The sequence below is a fragment of the Microcoleus sp. S1D4 genome, from assembly GCF_036700765.1.
GTDB lineage: Bacteria > Cyanobacteriota > Cyanobacteriia > Cyanobacteriales > Microcoleaceae > Microcoleus.
In genome coordinates this window covers 515,007-529,729 of the sequence record NZ_JAUBPP010000001.1, presented here as the reverse complement: position 1 = coordinate 529,729, position 14,723 = coordinate 515,007, and the positions used below count along the sequence as shown (strand labels likewise).

At 46.9% G+C, this 14,723-nt stretch carries 12 protein-coding genes; 8 read left to right on the top strand and 4 right to left on the bottom strand.

Annotation, left to right across the window (positions count from 1 at the left end; translation table 11 throughout):
• Positions 1 to 213 precede the first annotated feature (213 nt).
• From hisD to QT998_RS02085, 3 genes are all read left to right on the top strand, one after another.
• Complete coding sequence (gene hisD, locus QT998_RS02095; RefSeq protein WP_333087798.1) at positions 214 to 1,527, top strand: histidinol dehydrogenase; 1,314 nt, start codon at positions 214 to 216, stop codon at positions 1,525 to 1,527.
• A gap of 211 nt (positions 1,528 to 1,738) precedes the next feature.
• Positions 1,739 to 2,164, top strand: a complete 426-nt coding sequence (locus QT998_RS02090) for a universal stress protein (protein WP_333087892.1) — start codon at positions 1,739 to 1,741, stop codon at positions 2,162 to 2,164.
• A 167-nt stretch (positions 2,165 to 2,331) separates the two neighbouring features.
• Positions 2,332 to 5,388, top strand: a complete 3,057-nt coding sequence (locus QT998_RS02085; RefSeq protein WP_333113289.1) for a tetratricopeptide repeat protein — start codon at positions 2,332 to 2,334, stop codon at positions 5,386 to 5,388.
• Positions 5,389 to 5,592: 204 nt separating this feature from the next.
• Here QT998_RS02085 and QT998_RS02080 read toward each other — a convergent pair whose 3' ends face one another.
• Positions 5,593 to 5,988 (bottom strand): hypothetical protein, encoded by a 396-nt coding sequence (locus QT998_RS02080; RefSeq protein ID WP_333087794.1) that lies wholly within the window; start codon positions 5,986 to 5,988, stop codon positions 5,593 to 5,595.
• Between the two features lie 153 nt (positions 5,989 to 6,141).
• The gene (gene yidD, locus QT998_RS02075) at positions 6,142 to 6,660 is read right to left on the bottom strand and encodes a membrane protein insertion efficiency factor YidD (protein WP_333087793.1); all 519 of its coding nucleotides are present in this window, start codon (positions 6,658 to 6,660) and stop codon (positions 6,142 to 6,144) included.
• Positions 6,661 to 6,885: 225 nt separating this feature from the next.
• Here yidD and chlP point away from each other — a divergent pair, with 225 nt between their 5' ends.
• The gene (gene chlP, locus QT998_RS02070) at positions 6,886 to 8,106 is read left to right on the top strand and encodes a geranylgeranyl reductase (RefSeq protein ID WP_333087791.1); all 1,221 of its coding nucleotides are present in this window, start codon (positions 6,886 to 6,888) and stop codon (positions 8,104 to 8,106) included.
• Between the two features lie 120 nt (positions 8,107 to 8,226).
• Here the strand turns inward: chlP and QT998_RS02065 are convergent, their stop codons facing one another.
• Positions 8,227 to 8,769 (bottom strand): Dps family protein, encoded by a 543-nt coding sequence (locus tag QT998_RS02065; RefSeq protein ID WP_194070820.1) that lies wholly within the window; start codon positions 8,767 to 8,769, stop codon positions 8,227 to 8,229.
• 246 nt (positions 8,770 to 9,015) lie between these two features.
• On the opposite strand from QT998_RS02065, the gene QT998_RS02060 reads away from it, so the two are divergent.
• From QT998_RS02060 to QT998_RS02050, 3 genes are all read left to right on the top strand, one after another.
• Positions 9,016 to 9,261, top strand: coding sequence for an Asr1405/Asl0597 family protein (locus QT998_RS02060; RefSeq protein ID WP_333087790.1), 246 nt, complete (start codon positions 9,016 to 9,018; stop codon positions 9,259 to 9,261).
• Between the two features lie 141 nt (positions 9,262 to 9,402).
• Positions 9,403 to 10,065 carry a (2Fe-2S) ferredoxin domain-containing protein gene (locus QT998_RS02055; protein ID WP_333113291.1) on the top strand — a complete coding sequence of 221 codons (663 nt, stop codon included), beginning with the start codon at positions 9,403 to 9,405 and terminating at the stop codon, positions 10,063 to 10,065.
• A gap of 330 nt (positions 10,066 to 10,395) precedes the next feature.
• Positions 10,396 to 11,724 carry a hypothetical protein gene (locus QT998_RS02050; protein WP_333113294.1) on the top strand — a complete coding sequence of 443 codons (1,329 nt, stop codon included), beginning with the start codon at positions 10,396 to 10,398 and terminating at the stop codon, positions 11,722 to 11,724.
• Positions 11,725 to 12,080: 356 nt separating this feature from the next.
• Here the strand turns inward: QT998_RS02050 and QT998_RS02045 are convergent, their stop codons facing one another.
• Positions 12,081 to 14,267 (bottom strand): NAD(P)/FAD-dependent oxidoreductase, encoded by a 2,187-nt coding sequence (locus QT998_RS02045; RefSeq protein ID WP_333113298.1) that lies wholly within the window; start codon positions 14,265 to 14,267, stop codon positions 12,081 to 12,083.
• 193 nt (positions 14,268 to 14,460) lie between these two features.
• Here QT998_RS02045 and QT998_RS02040 point away from each other — a divergent pair, with 193 nt between their 5' ends.
• The gene (locus tag QT998_RS02040) at positions 14,461 to 14,694 is read left to right on the top strand and encodes a hypothetical protein (protein ID WP_194070816.1); all 234 of its coding nucleotides are present in this window, start codon (positions 14,461 to 14,463) and stop codon (positions 14,692 to 14,694) included.
• Positions 14,695 to 14,723: the final 29 nt, after the last annotated feature.

The following is a 14,723-nucleotide window of genomic DNA, read 5'->3' as shown; positions in this document are numbered from 1 at the left end:
GATCCAAGAATAACAATCTGGGTCTAAGTAAAAAACTTTTCATGTGACAAGTGGGGCGGGACGTGTTCCTCACTATAAAACGCAGTAGAGGGAAACAATTGGAGTACCTTGAATGAAGTTCTAGATATCCTTAACCGGACTCTGAAGCCCACACCAACCCGAAGGGTATGGTGTGGGAGCGTCACTGAATTATTGACGGCATTCCTAATCTCCATGCTGCGAATTATTACTCAGTGGGTTGAGGCGCAAGCTGAACTGCGACGAATCTGCGATCGCACCCATGACGAACTTATTGTTCATAAAGAAGCCACCGTGCGGGAGGTGCTGCAAGCTGTAAGGCGTAGAGGCGATTTGGCCCTGCTTCACTACACTGCTGAATTCGATCGCATGACTCTAAATGTGGAAGATTTGCGGGTGAGCGGCGCCGAATTGGATGCTGCTTACCAACAGGTGTCGAAAGAATTATTAAATGCGATCCGCACAGCTTGCAAACAGGTAGAGGCGTTTCACCGACAGCGCGTACCCAAGTCTTGGGTGCAGTTTGGTGATGACGAAATTGTTTTGGGCAAGCGCTACACACCGGTCGATCGCGCGGGAATTTACATTCCTGGCGGTCAAGCGTCCTATCCTAGCTCGGTAATCATGAATGCGGTACCTGCAAAGGTCGCTAAAGTTCCGAGAGTGGTGATGTGTACTCCCCCCGGACAAGAGAAGAAAATGAATCCTGCGGTGCTTGTAGCGGCTCAGGAAGCGGGAGTTGATGAGATTTATCGAGTGGGCGGGGCACAGGCGATCGCGGCTTTGGCCTATGGTACGGAAAGTATTTCCAAGGTGGATTTAATCACCGGGCCGGGAAATATTTACGTGACGCTAGCGAAAAAACTGGTTTATGGAACGGTGGGAATCGATTCTCTGGCGGGGCCGTCGGAGGTGCTGATTATTGCTGATAGTTCGGCGAATCCCGTACACGTAGCTGCGGATATGTTGGCGCAAGCCGAACACGATTCGATGGCGTCGGCGATTTTGCTGACGGCGGATTCGGTGCTGGCGAGAAAGGTGGTGGCTGAGGTAGAGAGACAGTTGACAAATCACCCGCGCCGGACTTTGACGGAAAAGGCGATCGTTAATTACGGTTTAGTGGTAGTGGTTGATTCTCTCAAAGCGGCGGCGGAACTGTCTAACGAGTTTGCGCCGGAACACTTGGAATTGCAAGTGGCAGAACCCTGGGATTTGCTAGACCAAATTCGGCACGCGGGGGCGATTTTCTTGGGTTTATCTACACCGGAAGCTGTGGGTGATTATTTGGCGGGGCCCAATCATACTTTGCCGACTTCTGGGGCGGCGCGCTATGCTTCGCCGCTGGGGGTGGAAACTTTTATGAAGCATTCGAGTTTGATTGAATATTCGCCGACGGCGCTGAAGAAGGTTAGTAAGGCGATTGATGTGTTGGCCAAAGCTGAGGGTTTACCTTCTCATGCTGATTCGGTGCGGTTGCGGACTGAAAATGAGGGAAAGAGTGAATTTTAGATGGTAGAGTTGAGGCTGGCGATCGGGATTTACGCAATTCGGGCTTAAGAAACCCGGTTTCTTCCAATATCTTGCTTAAATGACGCAATTATGTTAAGAAACCGGGTTTCTGTGTTGATGATGATGTGGCCCGGTAGCGCGAAGTTGTGGAAAGTAGCCGATAATTAACGCGAAGTTTAAAGTCTAATATCTGAGATTTATAAGGTGCATTATATTGAATACTATTTTGGTGGCGATCGACAATTCAGAGTTAGCGACTCAGGTATTGCAAGTTGTAGGGCAATTTCAGCTAGAACCGAGGGCAAAGGTGATTCTAGTTCATGTTGTGAGTTCTGGTACGTCGGATTTTGATGCGGCGGTCGATCGACCTCACGCTCAGGGAAAGGAGATTGCTTACCGAGAAGTGGAGAAGTTACTGCAATCTTATCAGCAAAAGTTGCCTTGTCAGAGCGAGTTAGAGATTGTTTCGGGGGAACCGGCGCAGGAGATTTTGCGTTTGGCGAATATTTATAAAGCAGACTTAATTGCGATCGGCTGTCGGGGTTTGACTGGTGTCAAGCGAATTTTGGCAGGTTCGGTGAGTGCTGAGGTTGTGGCTGAGGCTCCTTGTTCGGTGTTGGTGGTGCGATCGAGGTAGGGGAATTGAACCGCAGGGGGAGAGGCGGGAGGCTTCTTGCACAGTAGCTAAAACTTGTACGGTGCGTCAGCTAAGAGTTATAATTTCACACACTCAGATATAATTGGGCGTAGTTTTTTAAACCGTTAAAAAAGCACTTTCATTAAAATTCACTAACTGCAAAGGCTATGAATAAAAAACCGCATCGCTTGATTCCGCAAGTTCTGGCTGCTGGTTTGACCCTGTTTGGGGCGGCGGGTTGTTCCCCTGTCTATTTCAGTCAAGGACTTGCTCGCGCAAATCAAGGAGATTTCAAGGGTGATCTGGCTGATTATAATAAGAAAATAGACTTTAATCCCAACTATGCTATTGCCTACCGTCGGAATGAACTCGATGAGATGCGTAGACTAGCGAACAAAGAAGACTGGCTCACAGGTTTTTTGAGGGAATTCGGCGATTCTAAATTAGGCTTGTGGATGATAATTGGGGCGGCGGCTGGTTTAGGTGTCTATTACAAACTAGCTCCTACATTCGCTGATGCCTACAACAATCGGGGTTTAGCCAAGTATAAACTCGGAAAAATAAAAGAGGCACTATCCGATTATAATCAGGCGATCGAGCTGAATCCCCAACTAGCTTCTGCCTATTTAAATAGAGGTTTAACCAAGTCTCAGCTAGGGAAAAAGAAAGAGGCGTTATCCGATTATGATCACGCGATTTACCTCGATCCAAAACGAGCCGCTGCCTACGTCTGTCGAGCTTTAGTAAATCAGGAACTAGGAAAAAAAGAAGAGGCGATCTCCGATTATACGAAGGCGATATACCTCGATTCAAAATTAGATATTGCCTACGTCGGTCGTGGTTTAGTCAAGTCTGACCTAGAGCAAAAAGCAGAGGCTATAGCAGATTATACGAAGGCGATCGAGCTTAATCCCAAAGATATTGGTGCTTACAAAAATCGGGGTTTAGCAAAGTTTAGTTTAGGAAGAATAGAAGAGGCGCTGGCAGATTATAATCAGGCAATCGATCTCGATCCCAACGATGCTGATGCTTACAACAATCGGGGTAACGTTAAGTATGAACTAGGGGAAAAAGAAGAGGGACTGGCAGATTATGCTAAAGCGAACAACCTGAATCCAAAATTAGCTGTTGCCTACTACACTCAGGGTTTAGCCAAGTATCGTCGAGGAAAAATAGAAGAGGCCCTCTCGGATTATAATCAGGCGATCAACTTGAATCCAAACTATGCTGATGCCTACAACAATCGTGGTTTAGCCAAGTATAACCTAGAAAAAATAGAAGAGGCAATCGCAGATTTTAATCAGGCGATCGACTTGAATCCAAAATTAGCTGCTGGTTACAACAATAGAGGTTTAGCCAAGTCTCGCCTCGGAAAAATAGAAGAGGCGCTGACTGATTTATCTAAGGCAATTAATATCGATCCCAACGATGCTGATGCTTACAATAATAGGGGTAATGTGAAGTGTGAAATAGGGACACAACAAGAGGCGCTGGCAGATTTTGTCAAAGCGAACTATCTGAATCCAAAATTAGCGGTTGGATACTTCTATAGGGGTGTAGCTAAGTCTGAATTGGCGGAAAAAGCAGAGGCACTGGCAGCTTTTTCTAATGCGGTTAATCTGAATCCCAAATATGCTTATGCCTACTTATTGCGGGGTAAGATTAAGTGTGAGGTTGGCAATCTTGAAGAGGCGCTGGCAGATTTTGATATGGCGATCGAACTCGATCCAAAATTAGCTGCTGCCTACCTTTGTCGGGGTGCTGCCAAGTATGAGCTTGGGCAAAAAGCAGAGGCGCTCGTAGATTATAATCACGCGATCGAGCTGAATCCAAAATATGCTGCTGCCTACCTTTGTCGAGGTAGTGCTAAGTCTGCTCTAGGGAAAAAAGCAGAGGCGCTCGTAGATTATAATCAGGCGATCGAGCTCGATCCAAAATTAGCTCTTGCCTACAACAATCGAGGTAATGCCAAGTATGAGCTTGGGCAAAAAGCAGAGGCGCTCGTAGATTATAATCACGCGATCGAGCTGAATCCAAAATATGCTGTGGCCTACCTTTGTCGGGGTGGTGCCAAGTATGAGCTTGGGCAAAAAGCAGAGGCGCTCGTAGATTATAATCAGGCGATCGAACTCGATCCAAAATTAGCTGCTGCCTACGTCGAGCGGGGTTATGTCAAGTATGAGCTTGAGCAAAAAGAAGAGGCGATCTCCGATTATAATCAGGCGATCGAGCTTAACCCCCATTATGCTGATGCCTACTACACTAGGGGTTTAGCTAACTCTGCCCTAGGAAAAACAGAAGAGGCCACCGCAGATCATACGAAGGCGATCGAGCTTCATCCAAACTATATTGATGCCTACAACAATCGGGGCTTAGCTAACTCTTCCCTAGGGACAACAGAAGAAGTTCTCGTAGATTATACTCAGGCGAGCGACCTGAATTTCAACAATGCTAATGCCTACTTCAATCGGGGTAATCCCAAGTCTGACCTAAAGAAAAAAGAAGCAGCGCTGGCAGATTATAATCAGGCGATCGAACTCAATCCCAAAGATGCTGTTGCCTACAACAATCGGGGTTTAGCCAAGTATAATTTAGGAGAAAATGAAGAAGCACTCGCAGATTATATTCAGGCGATTCACCTTAATTCTTGCTATGCTGATGCCTACAACAATCGTGGTTTAGCTAAGTCTGCCCTCGGGCAAAAAGCAGAGGCGATTGCAGATTATAATCAGGCGATCGAGCTTAATCCTAACGATTCTGATGCCTACAACAATCGGGGATTAGCCAAGTCTGCCCTAGGGCAAAAAGCAGAGGCACTCGCAGATTATAATCAGGCGATTGACATCGAACCCACACTAGCTGCTGCCTACAACAATCGCGGTAATGCCAAGTCTGCTCAAGGTGAAAAAGCAGAGGCACTCGCAGATTATAGTAAGGCGATCGAGCTTAATTACTATAATGGTAACGCCTACTACAATCGTGGTTTGACTAAGTATAGTCTAGGGGAAAAGCAAGAAGCGATCGCAGATTATAGTAAGGTGATAGAGCTTAATTACTATAATGCTAATGCCTACTACCTTCGGGGTTTAGCCAAGTCTGACTTAGGGCAAAAATCAGAGGCGATCGCAGATTATCAAAAAGCCGCTGACTTGTACAAGTACCAAGGGAAAACAAGTAATTACCAAGAGGCTATTAACAAAATTCAAGAATTATCAGCACTCTAGCTATAGCCTTTCTCTAAAAGGTGAGGTACCAGTTTTGCCATGAAAAGCTTGACACTGTAAGGGTTGCAGCATACCTCGGCATACCTCATCTTTCGCTTGAAAGGCTACATACTAAAGTTTCCCATTAGTGTCAACTTAGCCTTAAACCCTCAGTCCCTGTCGGTCTTTGAAGTTAAGTTGATACTAATAATCGTTCCCCTATCTCTACTTCCCCTTTCCCTTCCCCTTGGTCAAAAAGTCCCGCAGCCGCAACAAACTAGCGGTTTGGCCCAAATTCAGCGGTAGCAGCGACACTCCCTCCAACCGAGACTGCACCCAACCGTCGCCCCAATACCACTCGTGAAACCCGTCAATTCCCTCACTCAATAACAGCCGCAGACAGTTTGACTCAGCAATGTCCACATAGTGCTGCACCGCTACCGGGCCAATCCAACTCGTGAATGTCAATTCGCGATCGATCATTTCCGGCAAACCCTTAGAAAACTGCTGAGGCCACAGCCACTGCTGCAACTGCACAGGACGCAGCAAACTGTCTCGAATCGCGGTTTCCGAAGCTTCAACCTCAATCCGCAGTTGACTTTGTTGAAAATTACCTAGCATAGCAATTTGAAATTTTATATAGGAGCTTTACTTAACTTCAATGTAACGTAATTGCACGAAGTTCGATCGACAATGCCGATCGCACCCTCAGAAAATTCCCCTACATTATAGTAAAAAAAATTTACCTATTTGGAGAGCGGTTGGCGAATAAAACTAGAAACAACTGCCACAATCCGCGCCGCCACAATCGAGTCCAGAACAATCCGTGCCGCCACAATCGAGTCCAGAACAATCCGCGCCGCCACAATCGAGTCCAGAAAAACATTCCGAGATTCCACAATCTAGCCATTCAATATAGTCTAGCCCTTCAATACAGTTTTCACACAGAGAGCTTCTGCCTGGAATTTCCCCCTGAGATTTTGGTCGATCGGATTTTGGTTCATCGTTACCCTCGAAATTGGAGGCTTCACTGCCAGATTCACTGCTAAACCGGGCTTTCAAGATTTGATTTGCCCGCTTGCAAGCCGCAAACCGACGGCGCGACGCTTTTATCGCCCCAAAGCAGCCCAATTTGGCGATCGCGCCCTTGATATACTGAGAGCAAGACTCCCCTCCGTACAGGACTCGGTGAGCACAAGAAAACCCTTTTCTCGGTGATATGTGTTTCTGATATCCGCTAATAGAAGCTACAGCTAGTTGTCGGAGGGCTGCATCAAAGATAGGCGTTTGCATTGGTTTCCCATACGTTAGATATTCCCTTCCTGCTAAAAACTACAACCAACAGCTCAACAATTCCCCGCGCCCCATCCCTCGCGCGATGCCTATTTTCGTATCCAATTGTTAAGCTCTGTTTCATTTCATTTAAATCTCCCGTCCTTACCCCACAGCCAAGAAACTCCGTGATACCATCACATCTGACTGAGTAAATACTTATAGAAAAAACTGGGGAGAAAAGCTTTGACACTACGGGTTGCAGTTGTGGGCTCAGGGCCGGCCGGTTCTTCCGCCGCCGAAACATTGGTAAAAGCAGGAATCGAAACTTATTTATTCGAGCGCAAATTAGACAACGCAAAACCCTGCGGTGGGGCGATTCCCCTGTGCATGGTCAGCGAATTTGACTTGCCGCAAAGTATTATTGACCGTCAAGTCAGAAAAATGAAAATGATCTCCCCCTCCAACGTAGAGGTGGACATCAATATCGAAAATGCCGACGAATACATCGGTATGTGCCGCCGGGAAGTGCTCGACGGCTTCATGCGCGATCGCGCTGCTTCCTTGGGTGCCAAACTAATTAACGGCACAGTCCACACCTTAGAAATTCCTGGGAACAACACCGACCCCTACATTCTCCACTACGCCGACCACTCCAACGGCACCGCTGTGGGAACTCAGAAAACCCTGAAAGTGGATTTGGTAATCGGGGCTGACGGCGCTAACTCCCGCGTAGCCAAGGCGATTGATGCAGGCGATTATAATTATGCGATCGCCTTCCAAGAGCGCATCCGCCTCCCAGAAGATAAAATGGCTTACTACGAAGGCTTAGCCGAAATGTACGTCGGCGACGACGTTTCCACCGACTTCTACGCCTGGGTGTTCCCCAAATACGACCACGTAGCCGTCGGTACCGGCACGATGAAAGTCAATCAAGCCAGCATCAAAAAACTGCAAGCCGGCATCCGCGCCCGCGCTGCCAAAAAACTGATGGGCGGTGAGATTATTAAAGTGGAAGCTCACCCCATCCCGGAACATCCGCGTCCCCGCCGGGTTGTCGGCCGAGTTGCTCTCGTCGGCGACGCTGCAGGTTACGTTACCAAGTCTTCGGGCGAAGGTATTTATTTTGCTGCGAAGTCTGGCCGGATGTGCGCCGAAACGATTGTGGAGATTTCTCAGCAGGGCACGCGGATTCCTACGGAACAGGAAATCAAGCTTTATCTGAAGCGTTGGGATAAGGCCTACGGAATTACTTATAAAGTGCTTGACATTTTGCAGCGCGTGTTCTACCGTTCCGATGCTACTCGCGAAGCTTTTGTGGAAATGTGTGCCGATCGCGACGTGCAGAAACTCACATTCGATAGCTACTTGTATAAGACAGTAGTGCCAGCCAATCCTTTCATCCAAATGAAGATTACCGCCAAAACCATTGGTAGCTTGTTGCGTGGCAATGCTTTAGCGCCTTAACTGTTAAAGCACTTTGTATAAAAAAAGCGGGCAGTCACAAAACTGCTCGCTTTTTTTATGGTTCAGATAACGAACCGCGAAGGCGCTAAGGGCGCGAAGGAAGAGGAAGAAGAAGAATTGTTAGTTCAAGTTCAACTGCACCAAAGTATCCGGTGCGAGGAAGTGGGAAATGTGATAAGCTCGCTCTTCTGTTTTTAGCAGGATTTTTTCGTAGAGGTAGCGCGTAGCTCGATCGCCCAAACTTTCTGCTTGTCCTGCTTGACGGCGCAGCAAACCTATGATAGCTTGTTCGGCAGTCAAATCATGTTCCAGCATTTGGCGACACGAATACACGCCGTCGGCTTCCGGCTCGAAACAGCACAACTCAGCTAATTTGCTAAAACTAGCCGCCGGTATGCCGCCCAACCCGTTCAACCGTTCGCCCAACTCGTGGACGCTATCTTGAGCATCTCCGTAGCTTTCTTCAAAGAATTTGTGCAAGGAGTAGAATTCTGCCCCTTCCACCACAAAATGATGTTTTTGATATTGCAGGTATAAAGCCTGGAAACTGGCCAGCAGCGCGTTCATCCCTTCACAAATCGGTGCTGTGACGGAATGTTCCAGTAGAACTGGATTTTCAGCTATGTGGCCAAACGGTCTCAATGCACTCTGAGTCTCAGCCATGTGTGTTCTCCTCTCAATAGGCAGTTTTGTTGCCAATAGATTCAGTGTAGCACCCTAGATTTACCAGTCAAGCAGGGTCGGCCTCGATAGTGGAAGACTTTGTATAGTAAAAAAAAAATTTCAAAATCTATTGAGAATAATTTGCAGTTGCGCTATCCTGTAAAAAGATGCTCGTTCTGAATGCTTCCTGAAAAGGGGGTGGATCGAGAGCAAAAATTAATGCAAATCATTATTGTTGCAAAAAAAATGAACCCAGCAGATCCAGAATTAGAAGTTTGTGACATCGTGCAAGTCAGTTGGCTAGACAGATGGCAAGTTTACCAACGCTTGCAAGAACTAGAAATTCCCTGCTGGTGCGGAGTTGACCAGCCTTTGCGGGCAAAAATTAGCACCGCCAAACAAGCTGCTCAACTCGCAAGCGTTTTGAGGCAATTGAGCGCTCCACGGCGCGAACTGGTGAACTTGCTGGAGTGCTGCTGGCAAATCGGGTAAAGCTCAAAGGAAGAAGAAAGACGTCTGAGGGAAGAAGTAAAAACAATAATGATGCGATTTAACGCATAAATACATTCACTAACGACGCTTTTTGTCAAGTTCGATAATTTTCACTGAACAGTCAATCAAGGAGTTATAACAATGTATAAATCTGGCAAGCAAGTTTCCGAGTTCAACTTAGAGGGAGAAATCCTCAGCCTAGTTATTGAAGATGGCTGCAAACTTAAATATTTGCGGATTAGTACCGCTCGCAAAGTAGAATACCTCGTGAAACTTCGCAAGGAATTGCGGTCATTTTTAGCGCCTGTTTTGACACCTGGATTGAGAGTGAAAGTTGTAGGCGAGCAAGAACTTAATTTAAAAAACGGTAAAATAAAACTGAAAGCTCGCAGTCTGACGCTGGCTGGGGGAAACAAAGATAGATTGCCCGACCAGCAAGGCTTTACGGGTGTGCCTGGTGAGATTGTGACATCAGACGATCGCGCGCTCGGCAAAACCGAAGTCAGCCCTCCAGAAGCAGATCGAACTGTAAAAGCTCGCGCCAAAACTCAAACCAAAATATTAGTATGTCAAAAATCTGACTGCCAAAAACGCGGTGCCGCAACAGTCTGTAAAGCTTTAGAAAATGCTTTGAATGCGCGGGGTTTAGAAGAAGAAGTGACAGTTCAGGGTACCGGATGTCTCAAACAGTGCAAAGCTGGCCCCAATATAGTTGTGATGCCAGATAAAACTCGCTACAGTCGCATTGCACCAGCAGAGGTTCCAGCAATTATTGACAAACATTTTGCAGTTGCTAAAGCTTAGGAACGAAATTTTAATAATTTAAACACCTGACATATTTCTTTTTTTCGACAGACAGCTAAGTCAGAGGAGGCAGAGCTTCCAGCTATTAGTTACCAGGCTCCAGTCTGGTAACTAGCAAATTCCTTAGCCGATCGCGCGTCATGAAAAAGTGGGAGACTGAGAGAGTGGTAAATCCCCAAATCCCCAAATCCCCAAATCCCCAATCTACAATCTACAATCTCAAATAAACTGAACCGTATTGACCAATAACTAATGGCCGGGGGCTTCCTTTTAGAGAATCTATAACGATACACTGTATTTTAGACCCTGTGACTATTGGGATAAAAAGCTATGTCAGAAGCTGATCTTCGAGCTAATCAGCATCAACCGTACCCTGCTGTTCAATCGGATGCCGAACCATTGCAGTCAAATTTGGCCGCTGCTGGGGGTTTTGATCCGATCGCCCCCCCTGCCACAAATACTCCTGCGGTTCCCCAACAGCCAGAAGAAGACTGGCAAACATTAGATTTTCCCAACGCGCTCAGCGTAGATGCCATTCCCACAACAGCAGAAACAAAAAATTTGCAATCTCTGACACAGCCTCCCGAAGCGGGAACACCGCCGATTTCAGAGAACCTCAAAAATCTGCTCGGTAATGCCGAACAGCGTCAGGCCAAAGGATCGACCCCAGTAACCCTGATGCAAGCACTGCACGAATGCAACCGCGACCTTTTGCAGCGCATCGCCCAGCTAGAAACAGCGCTCGAAGAGTCCCAAAAAAACTGGCAGCATCGCGAAGCCTTGCTAGAAAAGCAGACTGCTGAACTCGAAAACACTCAAGAACAATTGACGCGGCTGTTTGGCAAAGTGGAAGTTTCCCATCAAACCCTCCAGAGTCAAGAAATTTTAGTGGAGAGTTTAAGGAATAAGTTAGCAAGCAGCCAAACCAGGCTAGCGATTGTTGAGCGGGAATGTGCGTCTACGGTGCAGCGCTACAACGAACAGTTTCATCAGCTAGTAGCCACAGAAAATGTTTGCCGAGAATTACGATCGCGCTTGCACCGCCAGCAGCGCCACACTTTGCAATTCAAAGCAGCCTTGGAAAGAAGTTTGGAGATGCCGCAGAAGCCGCCGACTTACGAGCCGCCTGACAGTGGGGACGATTTGGCGCACAAGCAATTAGAATCGTTGCTGGCGACGGTCAAAAACTCTCAAGTTCCGCTGCCGCCAGCCTTTAACGCTTCTCCTGTCAAACCTTGGTCAGAGCCCGAAGAGCATCCAGATGCAGCGGCTGTGGAAGAGGCGATCGACACTGAACCCACGGCCAATCAGGAACTCAACAAGTTAGCCCAAGTATCCGGCCTTCAATTGCAGGAGAGCGAAACCTACCGGACTCAGGAGACTGTAACTGAGTCGGAGGTGGCGGTGGAGGAACCGGAATTACCGATAACTGAGTCTGAACCAGAAATTGCTGCTGTCAAATCGGGCAGCGAAGAATTGGCCAGGGCGGTTCAAATTTTGAATTCTGTGGAAACCTTTGGTATTCAAGAAGGGCGATCGAGTGAAGCCACGCCTACAGCAATCGCGCAACCAGACTGGCTGACTTTGATTGCTAGTCCGCTGCGGGCTGCTAAAAAACGTCGATCGCTAGCTGAAATTGAATTGCCGAGTTTTCGATAGTTAATTCAATGCGGTAATATCAATTCCGGTTGCACTCTTCATGATGTTAACTGTTGACTGTTAACTGTTAACTGTTGACTGTTGACAGTTAATTGTTAATTGTTAATTGTTAATTGTTAATTGTTAATTGTTACTTGTTACTTGTTACTTGTTAACAGTTAATTTATTATTCCCATGAAGAGAGGATTTGATATAATTGGTGATTGCACAGATTTACCAATTACCCACAATACAGCAAATACGGTTTCAGCTTGGGATAATATCACGGGCGATCGATTACCACAACAAAACAGTTTGTAGTGCGGACGATCGTCCGTTTTCGCGAGTTCGTAGTGCGGAATTCCTCACTACAAACTTTAACTCGAAACTATTTTTTTCCCTTTTCCCATCCCGTAAGTGAGAGCATAGCTGGTAGCCAACAGCCGCAGCCAAACAGCCGGATAGCGGGGCTCCAACCAAGGCTGTATTTTGCGGGCGAAACTGGGAAGCCATCCGAAGAGGAAACTCGCCAAAGCCAGCAGAGTAAAATTTAAGTAACTCCCCAGCCAGCGCAAAATATCCCGGAAGGTGACAAAATCTAAAATCCACAATAGGAGAGAAGGATTTTTTCTGGCTGCTTTAATTGCCAATTGATTGAAAGTTAGCCAGTCGGCTCTGTCTTTAATAAAAGTTTCCGCGACGGTGAGTTCTTGTTCTGCCAAAAGACCGAAAAAGGTATTGAGCATTGAATTAATTCTTTGGGGTGGCAAAGTGCGCCCCGTCGGTACCATCATCCCTTTAGAAAACAGCCAAGTTACTGATATATTGCTCTGGTAGGCACGAATTTGGTTTAAGTGTTTGGCACTTAATAAATTGTGCTTTAAAGCTGTATCCAATAAATCTGTTAATCGAAAAAGATTGCGGATGAGAGAGCCGAAACCGGTGAATACTAAGGGAGATTGCAAAGATGCTGCATCGCCGATCGCAATTAGGCGATCGACAGCCACGGCGCGATCGCTGCTGGTGGTGCTAAAATGGCCTGGAATATAACCAAAAGTAGTTTTTTTCCAGATTAATTTATTGACATCGCAGCGGCGGTACTCCGGCAAAATTGCGAAAAAATCCTCGTACAGTTCCAGCAAAGAACCGGGATTCTCGGCATTTACTTGGTGATAGTGAAAGAGATAAACTGTGAGTTCTCCTCCAGCGCCGGGAAATAACTCCCAAATCAGTTGGCGGCCGCGGGAAATATCGCCGTGACTCCAGAGAACGTCGCCGTAATCGGAATCCCAAACTCCCGGCTCCATTCCTCCGTCGATGACTCCTCCCACCGTCGGACAAACGCTGTCAAAAGCCCGTCCTTCGTTCAATTGCCAAGCGATGGGAGAAGCTGAACCCATTGCATCGACGAGCAAACGTCCGCTGACAGTGCGATCGGTTTTTGTCGGCAAGTGGCAGCTTTGAACTATAACTTTTTCCGCTTCAATATCGGCTCTGATAAACTCAGTTTCGTCCCAGATTTCCCCGCCCGCTTCTGTGAGTTTAACTCCCGCCAAATACACCAGTTTGTCGCTGTCCAAAGCTATATTCAGCACCTTCGGCGTGTGCAGAATTGCCGCTTTAGCAACGGGCGGATTGTTAGCATCAAAAAATTTGCAGTAGCCATCTTTGTATTCTCGCGCAATCAAAGTTTCGATTTCGGCTGCAGTAAATAAACCTAAATCAACTAAGCTTTGCATTTCGTCCCGCGAAATATTCCACTCGCGATTCATCTTCCCGAAAGGCATTCGTTCCAGCAGCAGCACTCGGTAGCCCAATCTCGCCATGACGGCGGCGTGAATCACTCCTAATGCTCCGCCGATATAAATTAAATCGTAAACAGTATCGCCAGCATCTGACACCGAAACAGTGCCTTCTCCCTTCTTCCCTATTCCTTCTTCCTTCTTCCCTATTCCTTCTTCCTTCTTCCCTCTTCCTTCTTCCTTCTCCCCTCTTCCTTCTTCCTTCAAAAACACTACTTGCTTTGGCTTTTGAGGATTGCGAGTGTTTTCGCGCCAGCGCTGCTCCCACCAGTAAACGCGCTGCAGGTCGTATTCGCCGTTGGGCATTTTTTGGAAGTATTTGACGGTGAGAGGGTAATAGGGGGCAAGAGCGTCAAAAATTGACTGTTTGGAGAGGTCTATGGTGGGGGGTTCTGGGTAGCGATCGGGAAACTTGTTTCTGACAGCCAGATTTAGAGATTCCAGGAACTTTTTTTCTCCAGGCGGCGCGTCTTCTAGACGAAAGACTTTTAAATAAGTTGTGCGCTGTACTGACCAGACAAAGGTGGAAAGTTCTGTTCGCCAATTGTGGTTTTCTGAATTGGTATCAGCGAGGGTCGGTTTTGGATTAGCATTTTGAGTTCCAGATTTTACCGACTCCGCTGCTGTTGTGTTGGAAAGCAGGCGAAAACCGTCAGGAGTAATAATTTTTTCTCCGATTTCGGGGTCGAATTCGTGCTGCAGCCAGGTACAGACTGCTGCTGTATCGGGTGTGGGGACTTCTAGATAAAGAATTTCTTGCATGATTGGGAGTTCAATTCTGAATAAATTAATAAAGATGGGGGAGTTGACAAGGGAGCAAAGTAGGCTATACTCCCGAATACTTATTTAGTTTTAAATAAGTTTACAATGTTTTAAGATTTTTAGTTTCTCGATCGCCCTAGCTCTTAGTTGACCCGCTGCGGGTCAGTATTTACTTTTTTTGATATGCACTCTTATGAATTATCCCATTCCTACGAATCCTCAAGAAATGATTGCTTTGCGACAGCAGCCGCTGAATGAAGAATTGGTGGCATCGGCGATCGCGGGTGTGATTCAAATAGCTCGATCGCGTTCTCAGTCTTTAGACGAATTAAAGGCTGAGCTGCTCGCTGACGACAACCTGCTCGATTTGGCTCAAAGGCTCTGGTTGAGCGAAATTGTAGCTCAAGCTTGGGAAAATTTGCCTTGATCGTTATCAAAATCCGAACAAGACACGGC